General features: G+C 34.0%; 18 protein-coding genes and 4 tRNA genes. All 22 read right to left on the reverse strand.

Features of this window, described 5'->3' with window-relative positions; genetic code table 11:
* Positions 1–165: 165 nt before the first annotated feature.
* On the reverse strand, positions 166–6402 hold the full coding sequence (locus tag ABD771_RS02555; RefSeq protein ID WP_345090226.1) for a YDG domain-containing protein: 6237 nt from the start codon (positions 6400–6402) through the stop codon (positions 166–168).
* A gap of 189 nt (positions 6403–6591) precedes the next feature.
* On the reverse strand, positions 6592–6906 hold the full coding sequence (locus tag ABD771_RS02560) for a DUF3467 domain-containing protein (RefSeq protein WP_298303737.1): 315 nt from the start codon (positions 6904–6906) through the stop codon (positions 6592–6594).
* A 2-nt stretch (positions 6907–6908) separates the two neighbouring features.
* Complete coding sequence (rpoC, locus tag ABD771_RS02565) at positions 6909–11225, reverse strand: DNA-directed RNA polymerase subunit beta' (protein ID WP_345090229.1); 4317 nt, start codon at positions 11223–11225, stop codon at positions 6909–6911.
* A 236-nt stretch (positions 11226–11461) separates the two neighbouring features.
* Positions 11462–15274 carry a DNA-directed RNA polymerase subunit beta gene (gene rpoB / locus ABD771_RS02570; protein WP_345090232.1) on the reverse strand — a complete coding sequence of 1271 codons (3813 nt, stop codon included), beginning with the start codon at positions 15272–15274 and terminating at the stop codon, positions 11462–11464.
* Between the two features lie 247 nt (positions 15275–15521).
* Positions 15522–15893, reverse strand: a complete 372-nt coding sequence (gene rplL / locus ABD771_RS02575) for a 50S ribosomal protein L7/L12 (RefSeq protein ID WP_333601479.1) — start codon at positions 15891–15893, stop codon at positions 15522–15524.
* A gap of 54 nt (positions 15894–15947) precedes the next feature.
* The gene (rplJ, locus tag ABD771_RS02580) at positions 15948–16448 is read right to left on the reverse strand and encodes a 50S ribosomal protein L10 (protein ID WP_344815211.1); all 501 of its coding nucleotides are present in this window, start codon (positions 16446–16448) and stop codon (positions 15948–15950) included.
* A gap of 22 nt (positions 16449–16470) precedes the next feature.
* Positions 16471–17160 carry a 50S ribosomal protein L1 gene (gene rplA / locus ABD771_RS02585; protein WP_344815212.1) on the reverse strand — a complete coding sequence of 230 codons (690 nt, stop codon included), beginning with the start codon at positions 17158–17160 and terminating at the stop codon, positions 16471–16473.
* 8 nt (positions 17161–17168) lie between these two features.
* On the reverse strand, positions 17169–17609 hold the full coding sequence (gene rplK / locus ABD771_RS02590; RefSeq protein ID WP_344815213.1) for a 50S ribosomal protein L11: 441 nt from the start codon (positions 17607–17609) through the stop codon (positions 17169–17171).
* 66 nt (positions 17610–17675) lie between these two features.
* Positions 17676–18227 carry a transcription termination/antitermination protein NusG gene (gene nusG, locus ABD771_RS02595; protein ID WP_344815214.1) on the reverse strand — a complete coding sequence of 184 codons (552 nt, stop codon included), beginning with the start codon at positions 18225–18227 and terminating at the stop codon, positions 17676–17678.
* 10 nt (positions 18228–18237) lie between these two features.
* Complete coding sequence (gene secE, locus ABD771_RS02600) at positions 18238–18435, reverse strand: preprotein translocase subunit SecE (RefSeq protein ID WP_298305976.1); 198 nt, start codon at positions 18433–18435, stop codon at positions 18238–18240.
* Positions 18436–18456: 21 nt separating this feature from the next.
* Positions 18457–18527, reverse strand: a tRNA-Trp gene (locus ABD771_RS02605).
* Positions 18528–18584: 57 nt separating this feature from the next.
* Positions 18585–19772: an elongation factor Tu gene (gene tuf / locus ABD771_RS02610; protein ID WP_298120327.1), complete on the reverse strand. Its 1188-nt coding sequence runs from the start codon at positions 19770–19772 to the stop codon at positions 18585–18587.
* A gap of 57 nt (positions 19773–19829) precedes the next feature.
* Positions 19830–19901 (reverse strand) — tRNA-Thr (locus ABD771_RS02615).
* A 41-nt stretch (positions 19902–19942) separates the two neighbouring features.
* Positions 19943–20024, reverse strand: a tRNA-Tyr gene (locus ABD771_RS02620).
* 28 nt (positions 20025–20052) lie between these two features.
* Positions 20053–20126: transfer RNA gene (locus ABD771_RS02625), tRNA-Thr, on the reverse strand.
* Positions 20127–20216: 90 nt separating this feature from the next.
* Positions 20217–20519: a ribosome hibernation-promoting factor, HPF/YfiA family gene (gene hpf / locus ABD771_RS02630; protein WP_345090237.1), complete on the reverse strand. Its 303-nt coding sequence runs from the start codon at positions 20517–20519 to the stop codon at positions 20217–20219.
* Between the two features lie 31 nt (positions 20520–20550).
* Positions 20551–21444 (reverse strand): tyrosine-type recombinase/integrase, encoded by an 894-nt coding sequence (locus ABD771_RS02635; protein ID WP_345090240.1) that lies wholly within the window; start codon positions 21442–21444, stop codon positions 20551–20553.
* A 92-nt stretch (positions 21445–21536) separates the two neighbouring features.
* The gene (rpsU, locus tag ABD771_RS02640) at positions 21537–21731 is read right to left on the reverse strand and encodes a 30S ribosomal protein S21 (protein WP_298303504.1); all 195 of its coding nucleotides are present in this window, start codon (positions 21729–21731) and stop codon (positions 21537–21539) included.
* A 239-nt stretch (positions 21732–21970) separates the two neighbouring features.
* Entirely contained in the window at positions 21971–23143 is a 1173-nt protein-coding gene (locus ABD771_RS02645) for an acyl-CoA dehydrogenase family protein (RefSeq protein ID WP_345090244.1), read from the reverse strand.
* A 35-nt stretch (positions 23144–23178) separates the two neighbouring features.
* Complete coding sequence (locus ABD771_RS02650; protein WP_345090247.1) at positions 23179–24075, reverse strand: helix-hairpin-helix domain-containing protein; 897 nt, start codon at positions 24073–24075, stop codon at positions 23179–23181.
* 3 nt (positions 24076–24078) lie between these two features.
* Complete coding sequence (locus ABD771_RS02655; RefSeq protein ID WP_345090250.1) at positions 24079–24300, reverse strand: PspC domain-containing protein; 222 nt, start codon at positions 24298–24300, stop codon at positions 24079–24081.
* Position 24301: 1 nt separating this feature from the next.
* Positions 24302–25570, reverse strand: a complete 1269-nt coding sequence (locus tag ABD771_RS02660) for a DUF2851 family protein (protein WP_345090253.1) — start codon at positions 25568–25570, stop codon at positions 24302–24304.
* Positions 25571–25583: the final 13 nt, after the last annotated feature.

Raw genomic sequence — 25583 nt, forward strand, 5'->3', positions numbered from 1 at the left:
TATAATAAAAAAAACCACTCTTTAGGAGTGGTTTTTTTATGGCTAAAAGTTAATATGTATTTAGTTAAAATTATTTTTAGTTTTGCAACTTGACTTTTTATGCAGACAAAAAACCTCCTCAATTTCTTGAGGAGGTTTTAAACTATTTAGTTCTTATTTAAAAAACTATCTTTTTATAACACGTAGTGTTTTAGTATTGGACTCTTGAGATACAATTACATTGTAAACTCCAGAAGGATATTGGTTTCCTAATTCAAAGTTTTGAATATCAGAAGCGTTTATCATTTTATCTTCTACTAGTTTTCCTATCATGTCGTAAACTCTAACTTGAATGTTAGCTTCGCTAGTAGTTTTCACATCCAACTTGAAGTTTTCTGCAAATGGATTTGGATAAGCCAATGCTTCAAATACATTTACTACTTCTAATTGAACATCTGATGCAATAGCTCTTGCTTGCATTGGAGTCTTGATAGTACATGCTTTACTATATGGACCAAAACTTGGCTCATTTGGTAACTTAACCGCAACTTGTACAGAATAAATAGCTCCATTTGGAATTAAGCCAGGGAAGTTGTTTAATGTAAATCTGTTGAATTGGTTGTCGTAGAATGTATCATAATCAACTCCGTTGTAAACTCTAAATCTGTAGGTAGTTGCACCAGTTACTGCATCAGCAATAATTAATTCTGAGTTACTTGTAACTTGATAGTTATTACATTGAACCGATCTTACTTGAGTAGTAGGATAAACTGGTGTATTAATAGTACATGGTGTACCATAAGGTAAGAAGGTACCATCAGTATTTCTTAATGAAACTTCTACTCTATAAGTACTAGCATATAAGATACCTGACAATTGAGTCATATTAAACTTATTCCCTGCTTGTGTAGTTTCTTGAGAAGTTCCTGTTGGATTTCCTGCGATTACTCTGGTAACTCTGAATTTATAAGCAGTAACATTAGAAACTGCTCCTGCAGTAATCCATTGATTCATAGCCGTTAATGTACTTCCACATTGAGCACCAATTGTTGAAACTGGGTTCGGTGTGTTTAAGTAACATGGTGCTCCAAAAAATGGTTGCCATACATTGTTGTATCGTACTGCAATCTCAAACATATATCTTGAGTTGTAAGTCGTTCCTGGAACGTTAGCCAATGAAATATTATTGGTTGGTCTGTCAATGATAACTGGTGCTGCAATTGGAGCATTTGTATTCATATCCACTTTAGTGATTTTGAATCGGTATCCTTGAGCAAAATTAGTCCAGTTTGCCGTAACAGTTGAATACCAGCCAGCAAGAGTTGTACCGCATGTTCCTGCTGGTAATGAACCTACAATTGGGGTACAACCACCTGGAAGACCTACATTATCAATAATTCCATTACAATCATTATCAATTCCGTCGTAACATACATCAACAGCTCCTGGATAGATAGCAGCATTTGCATCATTACAATCTGTTCCTAAGGTTACATAACCAGGGAAAGGAACACAAGATTGAAAAGTTGGAGCTAAAGGATCACCATAACCATCACCATCATTATCAATATAATAGGTTAAATTTGGTAACAAAGTTATTACTGCAGAACCAGTATTACCAGTTCCTGTGTAAGCTAAGCTGTCAGTAATTGACACTAAAGTATAAGTTGATGAAGTTAATGGTGAAACAATAATGTTTGTTCCACTAATATAATTAGTTTCTGTAAAAACAGTAGTTCCATCAGTATATTGAATTGTAAATGGGCTAGTTCCTCCTGTTAACATAACCGAAATGGCTGCGCTATCACCTTCGCAAATAGAAGTTGTTCCAGAGATAACCGATGCTGTTGGACCAGTTAACTCGGCTGTAGTTCCATACAAAATAACATTATTTTGATTTGAATTCGTATCAAATCCACCAGTACCTCCTGCAGCTGTTGCTCCAAACCCATAAAGTCTAAAAGTTGTTGTTGAAGACACATTTGTTAAACTTGTGATAGGAATTGTTTTGATAGCTGTTGTACTTGCTGACATATTAGTAAGTGCACCAATATCATTTGTAAATCCATCTGCAGAAGATCTAAGAGCTACTGATTTCGGACCTGTTCCTGAAAAATCCCAAATAAAAGAGAAAGATGTCGGTGTAAAAATATATCCTGAGTTAGGAGTAACCACAAATTGAATATAATCGTTTCCTGTAATAGCTTCAGAAAGAGTATTTCCTCCTGCAGTATTTCCTGTATTAAACCAACCGGTACCTCCAAAACGATTTCCATTTGCGGTTACAGCAATAGTTCCTTGAGTAAGATTTGCAGAAGTTACATTTGGATTATTGTATGTACTTGGCTCAATTGTTTCATTTCCTGTGTTACCAAAAGTGCTCCATTGTAAGATTGCTGGTGGAGTAATGTTAGCAAAAAGACCTGTTGGCTGAGTTAAAGAGTAATTTCCTGAACTTGCTCCACCTAATGTTGATGTTGAAGTTACCGAAATTCCATTAGCTACAGCAGAAGATACGAAATTACCTGTTCCAATTAATGTAACAACATCACCAGAAATAATTCCTGTTAAAGTACCTGATATTGTTGCATTAGTATTTCCGTCAAAAGGTTTGTTCTGAGCAATTGCTCCAGTTAGTGTAAGAGACTTTGGAGTAATATCTGCTGACAATCCTATTGGAAGTGTTAGTGTATATTTTGCAATATCAGCTCCACTTAAAGTTTGTGTTGAAGTAACAGAAATACCATTAGCAACATCAACAGAAGCAAATGTAGCTGTATTAGAAACTGTAACATCATCTGTACCTACAACACCCACCAAAGTGTAACCAGAAATTGTTGTAGTATTTAATTTATTATAAATTTTATTATCAGCCACAGCATCTGTAATAGTAAGCTCTTTAGCTAAAATAGTATAATTCAAAGTTGCTATACCTGTTCCTCCTCCATTTGTAGCAGAAATAGAAACTGGATATACACCAGGTAATCCTGTTGGAGTTCCAGTAATTTCACCATTAAAAGTATTTACAGATAATCCTGCAGGTAAACCAGTAGCATTAAAACTTGATGGTGACTCTGAAGCGGTTATTGAGTATGTTGCAGCGGAAACACCATATGTAGCTGAAAAAGTTAAAACACTAGAGATTACTGGTGAGGGTTCACTAGTAATGTCAGCTACCAAAGAAGGCTGAGTAAGGTTATAGTTAGCAGAACCTGCTCCACTAATTGAGTATCCAGTTACTGAAACAGCAATTGCATTTGCAACAGCAGAACTTGCGAAAGTCCCAACCGGTGTTCCATCTAAAGAAACCACATCGCTATTGATTACACCAACTAAAGAACCTGTTCCTGATAAAGTCGCAGTTGTATTTCCATCAAAAACTTTATTATTAGCAGATAATCCATTAACCGTTAATTCTTTTGCAGTAACTGTACTTGAAACTGTTGCAACATTAACAGAAGTGGCATTAGAACTAGAAAGCACAATATCTCCTGAATAAGGTGAACTAATAACTGACGCCGTTGCACTTAAACGCACATAAACTGGTGTAGAAGAAATAGTTCCACCTGAACCAACAGTAACTGAAGAAGCAAAACTAGAACCTGATGATAATGAAACTTCATATCCAGCAGGAGGTGTTACTAAAATTCCAGCTTGCATGAAAGTTCCTGAAACAGAGAATGAAGTTTCTGAAGATGGTGTTCCGTAAACAGTAGACAATGCAGATAAAGTTCCTGAAGCAGCAATGGCTGGTGGTGGAGCTACGGTAGAATAGCCATTTAATCGTACATTATTTTGTGAAGTTCCTGTATCAAAACCTCCGGTACCTCCAGTAGCTGTTGCTCCATATCCATAAAGTCTAAAAGTAGTTGTAGATAAATCAGAAAGACCTGTAATATTTAATGTTTTGAAAACAGAAGTACTCGCAGTCATTGCGGTTAATGTAGCAATATCATTGGTATAATTATCTGCTGAAGATCTAAGTGTAACAGCTGACGGACCTGAACCAGAAAAATCCCAAATAAAAGATAAAGAGGTTGGTGTAAAAATATACCCTGCAGTTGGAGCAACAGTAAACTGAATATAATTTGAAGTAGATAGCGTTGCGCCAACACCCCAATTAGATCCACCAAAACGATTTCCATTTCCTGCAGGTGATACAGTACTTCCCGTAAAATTCAAACTAGAAGATAACATATTAGCATCATTAGTAGCACTTGGCTCTATTGTTTCAGTCCCTGCATTTCCAAAAGTATTCCATTGTAATAAAGGAACTGTTGGGACAGTAATATTCGCAGTCAAACCTGTTGGCTGAGTCAATGAATAGTTTCCAGAATTTGCACCTCCAATTGTAGAAGTTGATGTAACAGCTATTCCAGTTCCAATTACAGAACTAGCAAAAGTCCCTGATAGAATTAAAGTTACTGAATCTGGAGAAATAACACCATTTAAAGTACCTATAATAGTTGCAGTAGTATTTCCGTCAAAAGATTTGTTTTGAGCAGCTGCACCAGAAATAGTTACTTCTTTCGCTGTAATATCTGCTGCTAATCCAGTAGGTAAAGTCAAACTATACTTCCCTGCATCCAAACCACTTAATGTTTGAGTTGAAGTAACTGAAACGCCATTTGAAACATTTATAGTTGCAAAAGTTCCTGAATTTGAAACAGACACATCATCACTACCAAATATTCCAACTAAACTTGAACCAGAAATTGTAGCTACATTAGTTCTATCATAAATTTTATTATCAGCAATAGCTCCAGAAATTGTTAATTCTTTGGCTATAATTGTATAAACTAATGTTTGACTATCGCCTGCACCAGCACCATTAGTCGCTGAAATCAAAACATTATAGGCACCAGGAGCAGCAGTTGGAGTTCCTGAAATTTCACCATTTGTAGTATTTAAAGTCAATCCACCTGGCAAACCAGATCCACTATAACTAGTTGGTGATTCAGAAGCAGTAATTGTATAAATCGACGCAACAGTTCCATATACTGAACTAAAAGTTAGTCCACTAGTAATTGAAGGCGTTGGCGAAGAGGTAATTGAAATAGTTCCATCTGCAGCTAAAAAATTATAATTTGTAGCTGTTAACGATGACACATCAGGAGTAATAGTAACACCAGTAGTAGCTGCTGGAGTAGTATCAGTATAAGACGTTGTATAAGATGCAGAACCACCTATTACAGACGCATTTTCACTATTAACAAATCCTGAAGATGTATAAGAACCAGCAGCAATAACTGTTGCTACAGGTGTTCCAAAAGCAACATTTTGATTATTTGCTGTGATAGTGATTGTAGCTGGAGAAACAATGTTTCCAGTTGATGCTGTTGTAATATTTACTGGAGATGCTCCAGTGCTTGAAAGAACAATATTTTGAGAATTATAAGAACCCGAAACAGGAGCATCAGCTTTTAATCTAATTCTTAAAGTACCACTTGCATTTCCAGAAGATTGTGTGAATGAAGTTGAAGCACCATAGGTGGCTCCGTCATTAGAAACTTCAAAACCTGCTGGAGCTGTTGCAACTAAATTTGCAGACAAATCTGTTCCTGAAACAAGAAATGATTGTTCTGTAGAAGCTGTTCCGTATGTTGTTGTGAAAGCTGTTGCTGTTGCAGCGCCAGTTATTGAAGCTGATGAGGGTAAAATACTAGCCCAAGTTGAACCTACTCTTATTCCATCAATTGTTGCATTTGGTGTATTTCCTCCAGCTTGTCTGAAAGCAATACTTCCAACACCTGATGTAAGATCTGCTGCTGAAGTATCAGCTGCCGAAATTGTAGATGATCCTGGTTCAGAACCATTAAGCATAGGATTAATAAACATTGCAACTGCATCGTTATTTGTTCCAGAATTTATTGAGTATTTCAAAACTATTAAATACGTAGTATTCAATGAATAACTATTAGGTGTAAAAGTTGCACTTGCTATTGCAGCTGCTTTAGATAATCCAAAAGACAAATTATTTGACGCGTCTCTTCTAACAAAAAGCCTACCTAAAAAAGTTGTACCAACACTTGTTTGTCCAAAATGAGCAAAATAATCACCAGTCGTAGTTACTCCTGTTATATTTACTAAAAAAGAGGCATAAACAATCCCAGAAGTTTGATTAGTAAAAACTCTATTGACATCTGCAGTACCTGAAGTACTTATTGTCATTGCTCCTCCAACATTAGAACCTGAAAAACCTGAATAGGTCAATCCACTATTGGTATATTGTGGATAGTTTGTTGTTCCGCTATGAGCAGTCCAAACCCCAGCTGAAGATGTAGTTATGTCACCAGTAGTAGAGTAACTAAAATCTTCAGTTAATAACTGACCAAATCCTTTAGAAGGAAAAAGCAATAATAAAAATGCTAAGCTATAAAATAGCATTTTTATTGAATTAATAACTTGTAAATTTTTTTTCATAAAATTATGATTTTTTTTGATTTTGAATTACAAAGTTAAAAACTAAACCTCTCAAAACGTATGTTTTATGTTAGCTTTTTGTTAACATTTATAAACAATTACTTTCATCGGTTAAATCAGTTTTTAATCGGTTTAATAATAGAAAACACATAAAAAAAACTCCTCAATTTCTTGAGGAGTTTTGATATATTAAGCTTGTCCTGTTGGACCAAAGTTTAAAGGTATTGGCGGTTGTTCAGAATCTTTGATTTCGCCATGAGCCACTTCAAATCGGTGAATGTTTTCTCCCAGCGCTTTAAGAAACCTTTTTGCATGTTGAGGAGTTAAAATAATTCTCGATTTTACTTTTGATTTTGGAACACCAGGCATGATGGTCACAAAATCTAAAACAAACTCTGATGGAGAATGATTGATAATTGCTAGATTAGAATAAATTCCTTCAGCAACTTTTTCATCAAGCTCAATGTTTATTTGTCCCGGTTGTGGTTGATTATTATCACTCATGATTAATAAATATATTCTTCTTTATTAACCATTAACTCATTGTAATCCTCTTTAGATCCAACTATGATGTGATCGTAATCTCTCATACCTGTACCTGCAGGAATTCTGTGTCCAACAATTACATTTTCTTTCAATCCTTCTAAAGTATCAACTTTTCCAGCAACAGCTGCTTCGTTTAATACTTTTGTAGTTTCCTGGAACGATGCTGCAGAAATGAATGATTTAGTTTGAAGCGAAGCTCTTGTAATACCTTGTAATACAGGAGTTGCAGTAGCAGTAATAACATCACGAGCTACAACTAAATTTTTATCATTACGTTTCAATAATGAATTTTCATCTCTTAATTCACGTGGAGAAATAATTTGACCTGGTTTAAGATTATCTGAATCTCCAGCATCTTCTACCACTTTCATTCCATATAATTTATCATTTTCAACGATAAAATCACTTGTGTGAATTAATTGCTCTTCTAAGAATAAAGTATCTCCTGGATCTTCAACTCTTACTTTACGCATCATTTGACGAATAACAACCTCAAAGTGTTTATCATTGATTTTTACACCTTGAAGACGGTAAACTTCTTGAATTTCGTTAACCAAGTACTGTTGAACAGCAGATGGTCCTTGAATTCTTAAAATATCGTCTGGAGTGATTGCACCATCAGATAAAGGAACTCCAGCTTTTACGAAGTCATTTTCTTGAACAAGAATCTGACTAGATAATTTTACTAGATATTTCTTAACCTCACCAAATTTAGATTCGATGATGATTTCACGGTTACCTCTCTTAATTTTTCCAAAAGAAACAACTCCATCAATTTCAGAAACTACAGCAGGATTAGAAGGATTACGAGCTTCTAACAACTCTGTAATTCTTGGTAAACCTCCAGTAATATCACCAGCTTTAGAAGAACGACGAGGAATTTTCACAAGGATTTTACCTGCTTTAATTTTCTCTCCATCTTCTACCATAAGGTGAGCTCCAACTGGCAAGTTGTAAGAACGAATAAGCTCTCCATCTTTACCATAAACTAATAATGTTGGAATTAATTTTTTATTTCTTCCTTCAGAAATTACTTTTTCTTGGAAACCAGTTTGCTCATCGATTTCAACTTGGAATGATTGTCCTTGTTCTAAATCTTCGTAAGCAATTTTTCCAGTAAATTCAGAAACGATAACACCATTATATGGATCCCATTTACAAATAGCTGCTCCTTTTTCAACAACATCACCATCTTTTACGCTGATGATTGAACCATAAGGAATATAATGAGTACTTAATAGGATACCAGTTTTAACATCAATTAATTTTAATTCTGTTGAACGAGAAACTACGATATCTACTTTGTTTCCATCAGCATCTTCACCAACAACAGTTTTTAAATCTTCGATTTCAAGTTTTCCACCAAATCTAGCAATAACGCTAGATTCTTCAGAAACTCCACCAGCAACTCCACCAACGTGGAATGTACGAAGTGTTAACTGTGTTCCTGGCTCACCAATTGATTGTGCAGCGATAACACCAACAGCTTCACCTTTTTGAGTCATTTTTCCGGTTGCTAAGTTTCTTCCGTAACATTTAGCACAAATACCTTTTTTAGCTTCACAAACTAGAGGAGAACGCACTTCCACTTTTTCAATTGGAGATTCTTCAATAATTTTAACGATAGCTTCAGTAATTTGTTCACCTGCGTGGATAACAATATCAGAAGTTAAAGGATTGATTACATCTTGCAAAGCAACACGTCCTAAAATTCTTTCACCTAATGTTTCAACAATTTCTTCATTTTTCTTTAAAGCTGAAACTTCAATTCCTCTTAAAGTACCACAATCTACAGAGTTTACAATTACGTCTTGAGAAACGTCATGTAATCTTCGAGTTAAGTAACCAGCATCGGCAGTTTTAAGAGCCGTATCCGCAAGACCTTTACGCGCACCGTGAGTAGAAATAAAGTACTCAAGGATGGAAAGACCTTCTTTAAAGTTAGAAAGAATTGGATTTTCAATAATTTCACCACCACCAGCAGTTGATTTTTTAGGCTTAGCCATCAAACCACGCATACCAGTTAACTGACGAATTTGCTCTTTAGATCCACGCGCTCCAGAGTCAAGCATCATATATACAGAGTTGAAACCTTGTTGGTCTTCTCTAATATTTTTCATTGCTAATTCTGTTAATTGAGCATTTGCAGAAGTCCAAATATCAATAACCTGATTGTAACGTTCGTTATTTGTAATAAGTCCCATGTTATAGTTAGCAGAAATACCTTCTACTTGAACACGAGCATCAGCAATTAATTTAGTTTTTTGTTCAGGAATTCTAATATCACCTAATGAGAATGACAATCCACCTTTGAAAGCGAATTTATAACCCATATCTTTCATGTTATCAAGGAAAGCTGCCGTTGTAGGAACATCTGTTACTGCAAGGATTTTTCCAATAATATCACGTAAAGATTTTTTAGTTAATACTTCATTTATATATCCAGCTGCCGGAGGAACTACTTCATTGAAAAGTACTCTACCTGCAGTTGTTTGAATAACTTTGTAAACTAACTCTCCATTTTCATTAAAATCTTTAGCACGCACTTTTACACGAGCATTCAATTCTAATCTACCTTCATTCAAAGCAATATTTACTTCTTCTGCAGAGTAGAAAGTTAAATCTTGACCTAAAATTACGTGTCCTTCAGTAGTCAATCTTTCTTTGGTCATATAATAAAGACCAAGAACCATGTCTTGAGAAGGTACAGTAATTGGAGCCCCATTCGCTGGATTCAAGATATTGTGAGAAGCCAACATTAATAATTGTGCTTCCAAAATAGCTTCTGGTCCAAGTGGCAAGTGAACCGCCATCTGGTCACCATCAAAATCCGCGTTGAACGCCGTACATACTAATGGATGTAATTGAATCGCTTTTCCTTCAATTAATTTTGGTTGGAAAGCTTGAATACCAAGTCTGTGTAACGTAGGAGCACGATTCAGTAATACTGGATGTCCTTTAATTACATTTTCTAAGATATCCCAAACTACTGGCTCTTTTTTGTCAATTATTTTCTTAGCCGACTTAACTGTTTTAACAATTCCTCTTTCGATTAACTTACGAATAACGAATGGTTTGTATAGTTCAGCAGCCATATCTTTAGGAAGACCACATTCGAACAATTTCATTTCTGGTCCAACAACAATTACCGAACGAGCAGAATAATCCACACGTTTTCCAAGTAAGTTTTGACGGAAACGACCTTGTTTACCTTTTAATGAGTCAGATAAAGATTTTAATGGTCTATTTGATTCTGTTTTAACAGCAGAAGCTTTACGAGTGTTATCAAATAATGAATCTACAGATTCTTGCAACATACGTTTCTCGTTTCTTAAGATAACTTCAGGAGCTTTAATCTCCATTAATCTTTTCAAACGGTTGTTTCTGATGATAACTCTACGGTACAAATCATTCAAATCTGAAGTTGCGAAACGACCACCATCAAGTGGCACCAATGGACGCAATTCTGGCGGAATAACTGGGACAACTTTAAGAATCATCCACTCAGGACGGTTCTCTCTGTTTAAGTTAGAATCACGGAAAGATTCAACAACTTGTAATCTTTTTAATGCTTCTGTTTTTCTTTGTTTAGAAGTTTCATTATTTGCACTGTGTCTTAACTCGTAAGAAAGTGCATCTAAATCAGTTCTTGCTAATAAATCCATTATACATTCTGCTCCCATTTTGGCAACAAATTTATTAGGATCAAAATCGTCAAGATATTGGTTTTCCATTGGAAGCGTATCCAAAATATTTAGATATTCTTCTTCTGTTAAAAAGTCAAGACGTTGTAAAGCATCACCTTCTGCATTTTTTGCAATACCTGCTTGGATTACTACATATCTTTCGTAGTAGATAATCATATCTAATTTCTTAGAAGGAAGTCCAAGGATATAACCAATTTTATTTGGAAGTGAACGGAAATACCAAATGTGAGCGATTGGCACAACAAGGTTAATGTGTCCTACTCTATCACGACGTACTTTTTTCTCAGTTACTTCAACACCACAACGGTCGCATACGATTCCTTTATAGCGAATTCTTTTATATTTTCCACAAGCACACTCAAAATCTTTTACTGGACCGAAAATTCTTTCGCAGAATAGACCATCACGTTCTGGTTTGTGAGTTCTGTAATTAATGGTTTCTGGTTTCAAAACCTCACCACGAGACTCTGCCAAAATTGATTCTGGAGAAGCTAATCCAATAGTGATTTTATTGAATCTTTTAATTGTGGTTTGCTTGTTGTCTTTGTTATTGTTTCTGTTATTCATCATAGTTTTTACTATTGATTTACTACTATTAATTGAACTTAGATTTATGATTTTTGCTTTCCTAAAAAAACTAAACCATTAAGTTACTACCTCGAATTACTTCTCTAAACCTCAAATTTGGAGGTGCTAGTTATAAATAAAAAATCTATAAAAAATCGGAACGGTTTACGGGTATAAATCTTTAAAAACTTATTATAAATGGAAATATAGAGACGTGATAAATCACGTCTCTATTATAATTATTCTTCTAATCTAATGTCTAATCCAAGACCTTTCAATTCATGCATTAATACATTGAATGATTCTGGTAATCCTGGTTCTGGCATAGTTTCACCCTTAACGATTGCTTCGTAAGTTTTAGCTCTACCAATTACGTCATCCGATTTAACAGTTAAAATTTCTCTTAAAGTACTTGAAGCACCATAAGCCTCAAGAGCCCAAACCTCCATCTCTCCAAAACGTTGACCTCCAAATTGAGCTTTACCTCCAAGTGGTTGTTGCGTGATAAGTGAGTATGGTCCGATAGAACGAGCGTGCATTTTATCGTCAACCATGTGTCCAAGTTTCAACATATAGATAACTCCAACTGTTGCTGCTTGGTGGAAACGTTCTCCTGTTCCTCCGTCATATAAATAAGTATGACCAAATCTTGGGATTCCTGCTTCGTCTGTTAATTCATTGATTTGATCTAAAGTTGCACCATCAAAGATTGGAGTTGCATATTTACGACCTAATTTTTGACCTGCCCATCCAAGAACAGTTTCATAAATTTGACCAATGTTCATACGAGAAGGTACACCAAGTGGATTCAATACAATATCAACTGGAGTTCCATCTTCAAGGAAAGGCATATCTTCATGACGAACAATACGTGCAACAATACCTTTGTTACCGTGACGTCCAGCCATTTTATCACCAACTTTTAATTTACGTTTTTTAGCTATATAAACTTTCGCTAATTTCAAGATTCCAGCTGGTAATTCATCCCCAACAGTAATAGTGAATTTTTCTCTACGTAAAGCTCCTTGTAAATCGTTCAACTTAATTTTGTAGTTGTGGATCAAATCATTAACCAAACGGTTAGTCTCATCATCAGCAACCCATTGTCCTTTTGTTAAGTGAGCGAAATCCTCAACAGATTGAAGCATTTTTTTAGAATACTTTTTACCTTTTGGTAAAACTTCTTCTCCTAAATCGTTCATAACACCTTGCGATGTTTTTCCGTCAACAATAACAAAAAGTTTCTCGATTAATCTGTCTTTTAAATCAACGAATTTAGTTTCGAATTCCATTTCTAAAGCAGTCAAATCGTCTTTGTCTTTTGTACGTTTACGTTTGTCTTTTACTGCTCTAGCGAATAATTTTTTATCTAAAACTACACCGTGTAATGAAGGAGAAGCTTTTAATGAAGCATCTTTTACATCACCAGCTTTATCCCCAAAGATAGCTCTTAAAAGTTTTTCTTCTGGAGTAGGATCTGATTCACCTTTTGGTGTAATTTTTCCGATTAGGATGTCGCCAGGTTTAACTTCAGCTCCAATTCTAATCATTCCGTTTTCATCTAAATCCTTAGTAGCTTCTTCAGAAACGTTAGGAATATCATTAGTCAACTCTTCGTTACCTAATTTAGTATCTCTAACTTCTAATGAATAATCATCTACGTGGATAGAAGTGAAAATATCATCACGAACAACTTTTTCAGAGATTACAATTGCATCCTCGAAGTTGTAACCTTTCCATGGCATAAATGCTACTTTAAGGTTTCTACCGATAGCTAATTCTCCGTTTTGAGTTGCATATCCTTCACAAAGTACTTGACCTAATTGAACTCTATCACCTTTTCTTACGATTGGTTTCAAGTTAATAGAGGTACTTTGATTCGTTTTTCTAAATTTTATTAATTGGTATGTTTTTTCATCTGGGTCAAAACTTACCATTCTTTCTTCTTCAGTTCTGTCGTATTTGATAGTAATCATATTAGCATCAACATATTCAACAGTTCCGTTTCCTTCAGCATTAATCAATACTCTTGAATCGGAAGCAACTTGTCTTTCAAGACCTGTTCCAACAATTGGAGCTTCTGGACGTAATAATGGGACGGCTTGACGCATCATGTTCGATCCCATCAACGCACGGTTCGCATCATCATGTTCCAAGAAAGGAATTAAAGAAGCAGAAATAGATGCAATCTGATTTGGTGCAACGTCAGTGTAATGAATTTCTGTTGGTTTTACAACAGGGAAATCACCTTCCTCACGAGCAATAACAGTATCAGCAGTGATAGCTCCTTTAGCATCCATTTCGATGTTTGCTTGAGCAATCATTTTACCTTCTTCTTCTTCTGCGCTTAAATATGTAGGTGTAGATTCTAAATCAACAACTCCATTAGTAACCTTACGGTAAGGAGTTTCGATGAATCCCATTCCATTAACTTTCGCATAAACTCCTAGAGATGAAATCAATCCAATGTTTGGTCCCTCAGGAGTTTCAATTGGACAAAGTCTTCCGTAGTGTGTATAGTGAACGTCACGAACCTCGAAACCAGCTCTTTCTCTAGAAAGTCCACCTGGTCCAAGTGCAGATAACCTTCTTTTGTGTGTAATCTCAGCTAATGGATTGGTTTGATCCATAAATTGAGATAACTGGTTAGTTCCAAAGAAAGAGTTGATTACCGATGATAATGTTTTAGCATTGATCAAATCGATAGGTGTAAACACCTCGTTATCTCTAACGTTCATTCTCTCACGAATAGTTCTAGCCATACGAGCTAAACCAACACCAAATTGTTGAGAAAGTTGTTCACCAACTGTTCTAACACGACGGTTTGATAAGTGATCAATATCATCAATATCTGCTTTCGCATTGATTAATTCGATCAAATATTTGATGATAGTAATGATATCTTCTTTAGTTAAAACTTGTTTTTCCATTGGAATATCAAGGTTTAACTTTTTGTTCATTCTATAACGACCTACTTCACCTAAGTTATAACGTTGGTCAGAGAAGAACAATTTATCAATAATACCACGAGCTGTTTCCTCATCAGGCGGTTCAGCGTTACGTAATTGTCTATATATGTGTTCAACAGCCTCTTTTTCAGAGTTAGTTGGATCTTTTTGTAATGTGTTGTGGATGATTGCATAATCAACTTGATTATTTTCTTCCTTGTGTAATAAAATTAATTTTACATCAGCTTCAAGAATTTCTTCTACATTATCTTTATCTAAGATAGTGTCACGATCTAAAATAATTTCGTTACGCTCAATAGAAACAACCTCTCCAGTATCCTCGTCAACGAAATCTTCGTGCCAAGTATTCAATACTCTCGCGGCTAATTTTCTACCTACATATTTTTTAAGACCTGTTTTTGAAACTTTTATTTCTTCTGCAAGATCAAATATCTCAAGAATATCTTTATCTCTTTCAAATCCGATTGCACGTAAAAGAGTTGTAACAGGTAATTTTTTCTTTCTATCAATGTACGCATACATTACGTTATTGATATCTGTAGCAAATTCAATCCAAGAACCTTTAAAAGGAATTACTCTAGCAGAATACAATTTAGTACCATTTGCATGGAACGATTGACCAAAGAAAACTCCAGGAGAACGGTGTAATTGCGAAACAACAACACGCTCAGCACCATTTATTACAAATGTTCCGCTTGGCGTCATGTAAGGAATCGTACCTAAATAAACGTCTTGAACTATAGTTTCAAAATCCTCATGTTCAGGATCAGTACAATATAATTTAAGGCGTGCTTTAAGAGGTACACTGTACGTTAAACCTCTTTCGATACACTCTTGAATAGTGTAACGTGGTGGATCAACAAAGTAATCTAGGAATTCTAATACAAATTGGTTTCTTGTATCAGTTATTGGAAAATTTTCCATGAAGGTATTGTATAAACCTTCGTTGCCTCTTTCGTCAGATTTGGTTTCCAATTGGAAAAAATCTTGAAACGATTTAACCTGAACATCTAGAAAATCTGGATATTGAGGAATGTTTTTAGTAGAGGCAAAATTCAATCTTTCAGTCTGATTTGTTATCATCAATGGACAAAATTTTGATTAAAAAAAAGTAATTGTTTTGTGTAATGTATACTTTCTTTTATTATCAATACATCTTAAAAATAAACCAGTATCTGTAAATTTTCTTCTTCGTATTGACTAAAAGCTTTTTCGTATTTAAACTCTTTTAAGATAACTTTTAGAGTATAATTTTATTATACGAAAAATGGTTTAGGCCATTGAGTGTTTAAACTCAAGACCTAAACCTTGTTCTAAAACTATGTTAGAGTTATTTTAACTCAACAACAGCTCCAGCTTCTTCTAAAGATTTTTTCAAACCTTCAGCTTCAGCTTTAGTAACTCCTTCTTTAATATTAGCTGGAGCACCATCTACCATATCTTTAGCTTCTTTCAATCCTAAACCAGTTAATTCTTTAACCGCTTTAACAACTGCTAACTTAGAAGCACCTGCGTCTTTTAATACTACAGTGAATTCTGTTTGCTCTTCAGCAGCACCAGCATCTCCACCACCAGCAGCAACTACTACAGCTGCAGCAGCTGGTTCGATACCATACTCATCTTTTAAAATTGTAGCTAAATCGTTAACTTCTTTTACAGTTAAGTTAACTAATTGTTCTGCGAATTGTTTCAAATCTGCCATTTTTTCTATCGTTTAAAATGTTTTTAATTCTATTTTTGTTTACTTGTGCGCTAATTATTCAGCTGCTTCGCCTTTTTGTTCTGCATTATTTAATAAAGCAGAAATGATGCGTTTAGCTGGAGATTGAAGTAATCCAATGATTTCTCCAATAACTTCTTCTTTAGATTTAAGTGAAGCTAAACTATCTAAAAGATTTTCTCCAATATATATTTCATTATTGATGAAAGCTCCTTTAAATTGTGGCTTATCTGATTTTTTTCTAAAGTCTTTAATTATTTTTGCTGGTGCGTTAGCAACATCAGAAATAAAGATTGATGAATTTCCTTTAAGAACTGAAGGTAAATCTCCATATTCCTTATCAGAAGCTTCCATAGCTTTCTCTAATAGAGTGTTTTTAACAACTTCTAATTTGATTCCAGCTTTAAAACAAGCTCTTCTTAAATTTGAAGTAGTGTCTGCATCTAATCCTGAAGTATCAGCAATATATACTATGTTTGCTTCAGCCAACTTTGCAGTTAAATCTTCTATCGCGATTGATTTTTCTTCTCTAGTCATAATAAAATTTGTTAACTACCAATTATACGGCTTTAGGATCTAAAGCTATAGCAGGACTCATTGTACTTGACAAGTGAATAGACTTGATGTAAGTACCTTTAGCTGCAGTTGGTTTTAATTTAAGTAATGTTTGAATAATTTCATGAGCGTTATCTACAATTTTATCAGCTTCGAAAGAAATTCTTCCAATACCTGCATGTACGATACCTGTTTTATCAACTTTAAAATCGATTTTACCAGCTTTTACTTCTGCAACAGCTTTACCAATTTCCATAGTTACAGTTCCTGTTTTAGGGTTCGGCATTAAACCTCTTGGACCTAAAACACGCCCTAATGGACCTAATTTACCCATAATAGCTGGCATAGTGATGATAACATCAACATCTGTCCAACCATCTTTAATTTTTTGAAGGTAATCGTCTAAACCTACATAGTCAGCACCAGCTGCTTTAGCTTCTGCTTCTTTATCTGGAGTTACTAAAGCTAATACTTTAGTATCCTTACCAGTTCCATGAGGAAGAGTTACAACACCTCTTACCATTTGATTTGCTTTTCTAGGATCAACTCCAAGCTTAACAGCAATATCTACAGACTCATCAAATTTTGCTGAAGCAACAACTTTCAATAAAGATGAAGCATCTTTAAGAGAATAAAGTTTGTTTTTTTCAATTTTTGAAGCAGCCTCTTTTTGTTTTTTTGTCAATTTTGCCATTTCTTACCTTATTTTAGAGGAGAATCTCCAGTTACAGTTATACCCATAGATCTAGCTGTTCCAGCAATCATGCTCATCGCTTTTTCAATTGTGAAAGCATTTAAATCAACCATCTTGTCTTCAGCAATAGCCTTAATTTGATCCCAAGTTACATTTGCAACTTTTTTTCTATTAGGCTGGCCTGAACCAGATTTCAATTTAGCAGCATCCAATAATTGAATAGCAGCAGGTGGAGTTTTTACAACAAAATCAAACGATTTGTCTTTATACACAGTAATTTGTACTGGTAAAACTTTGCCAGGTTGATCTTGAGTTCTAGCATTAAATTGCTTACAGAACTCCATAATGTTAACCCCAGCAGCTCCCAAAGCAGGTCCAACCGGTGGCGACGGGTTCGCAGCACCTCCCTTAACTTGTAGTTTAACTACTTTACTAATTTCTTTAGCCATTTCTTAAAAATTTTACATCTCTCAATTGGAAGCGATTGATGCGGTTTAATATATATGTAACAAAAATTATACTTTTTCAACTTGCATAAAACTCAATTCAAGAGGTGTTCTTCTTCCGAAAATTTTCACCATAACTTCAAGTTTACGCTTTTCTTCATTAATTTTCTCAATAGTTCCGTTAAAACCATTGAAAGGTCCATCAATAACCTTAATTGTTTCATTAATTTTGAATGGAATAGATTGTGTATCAACATTAACAGCCAATTCATCAACCTTACCTAACATTCTGTTTACTTCTGACAATCTCAATGGAACTGGATCACCTCCTTTTACCTCTCCCAAAAATCCAATTACTCCTGTAATAGACTTAATAATGTGAGGTATTTCACCTGTAAGATTTGCTTCAATCATTACATAGCCAGGAAAATAAACTTTATCTTTAGAAATCTTTTTTCCATCACGAACTTGAACAACTTTTTCAGTAGGAACAAGAACTTGTGAAATATAATCACTCATTCCAAGTCTGCTAATCTCAGTTTCAATATAGGCTTTCACCTTATTTTCCTGACCACTTACAGCTCTTACTACGTACCATTTTTTCACACTATTATCAGCCATGGTAAAAATATTAACCTTTTATCAATTTGAAAAAACCTTCAATAGCTCTTGAACAAAGTTCATCAACTCCCCATGTAGCCAAAGCAAATAGAATTGAAAAAAGAGCAACAATAATAGTTAATCTTTGCACTTCAGCCCATTCTGGCCAAGTTACATTTGACTTCAACTCTTCAAATGCTTCTGAAAAATAATTTAATACTTTTGACATAATAATGTATTTATTTTTTTGCACGGGCGGAGGGATTCGAACCCCCATCAACGGTTTTGGAGACCGCTATTCTACCCTTGAACTACACCCGTTTCATTAAAAACCAGTGTCGTCAAAAAAACGACACTGGCTCTTTATTTATTTTGAAATTATTCTACGATTTCAGTTACTTGACCAGCACCAACTGTTCTACCACCTTCACGGATAGCGAAACGTAAACCTACGTTCATTGCAATTGGGCTTAATAAAGCTACATCAATAGTTAAGTTATCACCTGGCATTACCATCTCTACACCTGCTGGTAAAGAAATAACTCCAGTTACGTCAGTTGTACGAACGTAGAACTGAGGACGGTAGTTATTGTGGAATGGTGTGTGACGACCACCTTCTTCTTTTTTCAAGATATAAACCTCAGCTTTAAATTTAGCGTGTGGTTTTACAGATCCTGGCTTAACAATAACCATCCCTCTTTTGATATCTTCTTTAGCAACACCTCTTAACAAGATACCTGCGTTATCTCCAGCCTCACCTCTATCAAGGATTTGACGGAACATTTCGATACCTGTAATAGTTGAAGTTAATTTTTCAGCACCCATACCAATGATTTCAACTGGATCTCCTGTATTACAAACTCCTGTTTCGATACGACCTGTAGCAACAGTTCCACGACCAGTAATTGTAAATACATCCTCAACGGGCATCAAGAATGGTTTTTCTGTATCACGGATTGGCTCTTCAATCCAGTTATCAACTGCTTCCATTAATTCAATAATTTTTGGAACCCAGTTTGGATCATTATTCAATCCTCCTAAAGCTGAACCTTGAACTACAGGACCATTATCTCCATCATATTCGTAGAAAGATAATAAATCTCTGATTTCCATTTCAACTAATTCTAATAATTCCGCGTCATCAACCATATCCACTTTATTCATGAATACAACGATTCTTGGAATACCTACTTGACGTCCTAAAAGGATGTGCTCACGTGTTTGTGGCATTGGTCCGTCTGTAGCAGCAACTACTAAGATAGCACCATCCATTTGAGCAGCTCCTGTAACCATGTTCTTTACGTAATCAGCGTGACCTGGACAGTCAACGTGTGCGTAGTGACGGTTAGCAGTTTCATATTCTACGTGAGACGTATTAATAGTAATACCTCTTTCTTTTTCTTCAGGTGCATTATCAATTTGATCAAATGATTTTGCTTGACAGTAACCAGCATCAGATAATACTTTCGTGATTGCTGCTGTTAAAGTTGTTTTACCGTGATCCACGTGTCCGATCGTACCAATATTTAAGTGTGGTTTCGAACGGTTAAAGGTTTCTTTTGCCATTTTACTTAATTTTTAATCTTAGTTATATATTTATTAGTGTTCAAATTTTCAATTTTGAGCCAACTACGGGAATTGAACCCGTGACCTCTTCCTTACCAAGGAAGCACTCTACCCCTGAGCTAAGTCGGCAGAGTTTTTTTTATTCATTCAAGCAAAAACTCTTGAATTTGTGGGGAGAGCAGGATTCGAACCTGCGAAGACGTAGTCAGCAGATTTACAGTCTGCCCTCGTTGGCCGCTTGAGTATCTCCCCAAACCATTATTATTCAATACCTTAAAAGAGCCGGCGGAGGGACTCGAACCCACGACCTGCTGATTACAAATCAGCTGCTCTAGCCAACTGAGCTACGCTGGCAATATCAATAAAAAAAGTCCGCTATTTCTAACGGACTGCAAATGTAGGCATTTTATTTTTTAATCAAAATATTTTTTATAAAAATTTTAATTAAATATGAGTTCTAATTTTTTCTTTTCTTTTTACCAATAATCGTTCTAAAGATTCAGCTGATAATTCAACGGCTTCTTCAAAAGTTTTGCATTGTTTTTTTACTAAAAAATCATCTCCTGGAACGTGAATTTTTACTTCGACAATTTTATTTTCTTTATCACTTGTATTTTCAACTTTCAAAAAAACATCTGAAGAAACAATTTTATCATAATACTTTTCCAATTTATCCATTCTTAGTTGAATAAAATCTATTAGCTTTCTATCAACTGTAAAATTTACTGCATTTACATTTACCTTCATAATTTTTAAAATTAATGGTTACACTTTTAATTTATTTTTGATTCCTTGGATGGGAATTCCCATACACTTTTTTCAACTCTGCCAAACTATTGTGCGTATATACTTGAGTAGAAGCCAAACTTGAATGACCTAATAACTCTTTTACAGAATTTAAATCTGCTCCATTGTTTAACATGTGAGTTGCAAATGTATGACGTAATATATGCGGACTCCTTTTTACCTTCTCGGAAACATTACTAAAGTAATAATTTATTAATCGATATACAAACGAATCATTTAATTTAACTCCTTTTAACATTAAAAAAAAATGTTCTTTATCTTTAATCACCTCAATTTTAGTTCTTTCTAATAAATAACTTCTGATTTGTTTAGATATAATTGGCAAAATTGGAAGAATTCTTTCTTTGTTTCTTTTTCCTAATACTTTTAGCGTATTGCTCGATAAATCAATATTTTGCATTTTTAAATCGATTAGTTCTACTCTTCTTATGCCTGTTGTATAAAAAAGATCAATTATCAATTTATCTCTAATTCCGTCAAACCCTTCTGGATAATTAAGCTGATCTAAAACTTGGTCTAATTCTTTTTCGGAGAATGGAATTTGAATTTTTTTTGGTGTTTTTAATGATTTATGTTTTAAAAGTGGGCTATTTTCTATTTGTTTTGTTTTTAATAAAAACTTGTAGAATGATTTTAAGGAAGAAATTTTTCTGTTTACCGAACTATTAGAAATATCATTATCGACCATTGACACTATCCAGCTTCTAATCATACTATAATTTACATCTTCCAGTTTTTCGGTATCAAAATTTTCTATTAAAAATTCTTTAAAAAAAACCAAATCATTTACATAAGCATTGACAGTATGTAAAGAATAATTCTTTTCTAGTTGAAGATAGTCTTGAAATGCTTTTAAATTATTCATTAATGATTAGGGATTTGAAAAATAAAAAACCGCTAGTAACAAAGTTATGAAACTTTATTGACTAGCGGTTGTATTTTTATTCTAAAAATTAATTAACTTTCTAATGAGTCTCTTAAGTTTTGAATATACGCTGCTTTTTGAACTTGTGCTCTTTTAACAACAGAAGGTTTTATGAAAGCTTGACGTGCACGTAACTGACGAACAGTACCTGTTTTATCAAATTTTCTTTTATAGCGCTTTAATGCTCTATCGATATTTTCTCCGTCTTTAATTGGTATAATTAACATAATCTAGACACCTCCTCTCATTTAGTGGTGCAAAAGTAGTATTATTTTTGATATCTGAAATAGAATTGTGTATTTTTTTAGCCCAGATAGAAACGGTTATCCTTTTTTGATAAAATTGTAGTTTTTCTTATAAAAAAAGAGCGACCAACGGAAGCTCCTTTATTTATATATAGAAAAACACAATTTTATGAAAAAGATAATAGTGGTATAACTGGATTAGCTTCTAAACTTAACAATGACTATTTCTTTTCTGCTGGTTTATAATTTTGGTTATCAATAATCATTTTGGACAAAATTTCTTTCAAAATTTCAGATGTTCCTCCACCTATTGGTCCAAGGCGACTGTCTCTTAACAATCTTGCCATAGGATATTCTTCCATATAGCCATAACCGCCTAACATTTGAAGACAACTATAAATAGTTTCGTCGGCTACTTTGGTTGATTTAAGTTTTGCCATTGTAGCTTCTTTTACTACATATTCACCTTGATTTAATCTTGCTACTGCAGCATAATTGAAAATTTTGCAATGTTCAACATCTGTAGCATGCTCTACCATAGTGTGACGTAATGCTTGAAATTTATTGATTTTTGTCCCGAACGCTTCACGCTCTGACATGTATTTTATAGTGTAATCAATTGCGTATTCTGCTCTTGCGTGTGCATTGATTGCCATAATTAATCGTTCTAGCGCAAAGTGCTCCATAATATATGGAAAACCTTTGCCTTCTAATCCCATTAAATTTTCGGTTGGAATTTCAACATTGTCGAATGCTATTTCGGCAGTATCGGAAGCTCTCCATCCTAATTTATCGAGCTTAGATGCGGAAATTCCGTTTAAATTAGTGTCAACCAAAAATATACTTATTCCTTTATTTCCTAATTCTGGGCTTGTTTTAGCAGCAACTACATAATAATCTGCATAAACACCATTAGTAATGAAGGTTTTTGAACCATTAATTACATACTTATCGCCTTTTCTTATAGCCGTTGTTCTCATTCCGGCAACATCGCTACCGCCAAAAGGTTCTGTGATACATAATGCACCAATTTTATCACCTGAAATACTTGGAGCTAAATAGTCTTGTTTGATTCGCTCGTCTCCTTCTGCGTTTAAGTGCGTCATAGCTAAATAAGCATGTGCCCACATAGCAGCTGCAAAACCTGAAGATTTTATTTTTTGAAGTTCTTCTAGAAAAATTACGGTATAGAATAAATCTAAGTTTAAACCTCCGTATGCTTCTGGATAATTGATTCCGAAGAAACCCATTTCACCGAATTTTCTCCAGATAAAACGTTCTATAGTTCCTGTTTTCTCCCATTTTTCAATATGAGGTACTACTTCTTTTTGCAAAAAATCTTGCAAACTCTTCCTAAATAGTTCGTGTTCTTCCGTGAAATATGTTGAATTCATATTGATAAGCAATTTTAAAAAAATATTCATTTATTTTAGAATTCCAAATATAAGGCAATTATTTTTATTTTATCAACAGGAAAAGCTTTAATATTTGTTAAATCCTCAATTTTTAAATCGCCATTCATACTTCTGTAAGTTACAATATTTTTAGAAATTGGGTATTTGAAGTATGGAAACTGACCTAATTCCTTGATTGAAGCATTATTAATATTGATTTTCTTGGGTTTTGGATTGACAACTTTGAAACTTTGATTGAGTTTTTCAATAACTTCTGGAGACAATCCCCAAACATCATTCATTTGTTCCATAGAAACAAACTGGCCAAACACTTCTTTTTGTTTTAAAATTCTGTCTGAAATGGCTTCCCCAATTCCATAAACTTTCATTAAATCTTCTTTAGTTGCTGTGTTGATATCGATAACGACTATATTTTTTTCTTTCTTTTCGTATTTATCTTTAGAATAGTCTACCCAACCATTACTTCCGTTTTGATTTGAACTCTTTTTGTTAACCCAATCTGGAAATTTGAAATAAGGAGAAATTGCATTTAGAAGTGAATCGGAAATTCCAGTAACTTTTTGAAATTCTTCAGGTGAATTTGCAAATCTACCTTGTTTCCTGAAAGCCAATAAACGATCTATTTGCTCGACAGACATACCTAATTTGTGACCTTTAAAATCTGTTATGAAGTTTGGATTAAAAGGGTAAATCTTATAAGTGGTTTGTGGTTTTTCAGACTTTAAAGAATCGATATTACATTGTAAAGAAAGCCAATTTTGTTTTTCTGGAGTACTTTTATCATCATTTGAAAAATCTAAAAAGTAACTTCCTAATTGCAACCCTATGATTATAATGAATAGCAATAGAATTCCTTTTCGTTGGTCTTTCGAAAAATGGAATAATGATTTTATGTAATTGTTGTTTTCCAAAATTTATAAATCAAAAACTGATGTTCTTTTTGCTCTTACTAAATCTTTCAGTTTTAGCCAAAATGCTAACGTTAAATAAACTCCGAAACCTAAACCAATAGTAACGAAAGATATATAAATAAAAAATAATCGGACGCTTGTTGCTCTCATTCCGAGTCTATCTGCCAATCGAGAAGATACGTGAAATCCGTGTTTTTCAAAAAAATAGCGTATGTTGGTTATCATCTTAATTCTTTAATAATTCTAAACCTATGGAACATTGCAAACACTTTTTATGATTACAATATTCATTTTTCAATTGCAAAAGAGATTGCGTTTGAAAAGCATTTGTAGATTTAATTCCAAAAGTAGTAAACTTTTCAATAATTGTATTTTTCTCTGGTGGAATATTTGACAATAAATTAATCAAAAATTCAGAATTATCTTTTCCTTGACTGTTTGCAAATGCAAATTGAATTGGGATAATTGTATTTGTAATCAATAAATCAATAAAAGATTTAGATAATGCTTTTTCCTTTTTGGAACTTGGTTTATCAAAATTATAATGTGTTTTCCAATAATCGCTTACAGAAATATTGAAAATTTTATAAATCTCTTGAATTGTTTTCGCTTCAATTATCTTAGAAAATAAATTTCTTTGTTGATGATAAAGCATCGCTAATTGAGCCAAACGAATGGTTGGAAAATTATCTGGTCTGTGTTTGAAAAACTGAACTGGTGCAATCGCTGGTTTTTCTAATTTATATTTTAATGCAATATAATCAAACCAAGATTTTAGTTCTTTTGAATAATTATCTTCTGCATTTATTGAAATCATATCGGCTTGACCGAAAAGTAAGGCTTCCAAATATTTTACTTCTAAAGCTTCTTTTCTAATGATAGGAAACGTGATTGACTTTGCTACTTTAAAAAACATTTCACCATTGGTATTCAAACCAAAATTCTTAGCCAACATACAAAACAAAACTGCTTCCCAATCGTTTTCAGTTTCTTGAAACAATTGTTGAATTGGATTAGATTTTCTTTCTAATCTTTCAAAAAACAATCGTTCTTGCCAGTTGGAGAAAACAAAACTTGGAACTTTCTCAATTTGATTTTCGCAATAAATCCATGATTTTTGAGCTGTGAGTTCATGATATTTATTCAATTCTTCTTTGGAGACATATTTTTTTAGTTCCAAAACAGGGATTTCTGAATTGTCTTTTCTAAATATTGGCGTGTCGTTTTCCCAAACAACGTGAAGAATTACATTATTATAATTATCATCTTTTTCGTGATGATGCACATACCAATCGGAGGATTTTAAATGAATTTCAATATTTCCAGCCCATTTTTGATTATCAATTACTACTTGAGCATTGAAAAAATCAGGTCCTGCTTGTTGAATGTATTGTCCGAAGTTTATTATGGTGATAACTTCTCCGTTTGTGGTTTTTAAATTGGTAAAGTCCAATTTCTTGTACAACCAAATGTAGTGTAGAAAATCTTCTTTCATAAATAGTATCTGT

The sequence above is a fragment of the Flavobacterium chungnamense genome, assembly GCF_039539165.1.
Classification (GTDB): domain Bacteria; phylum Bacteroidota; class Bacteroidia; order Flavobacteriales; family Flavobacteriaceae; genus Flavobacterium; species Flavobacterium chungnamense.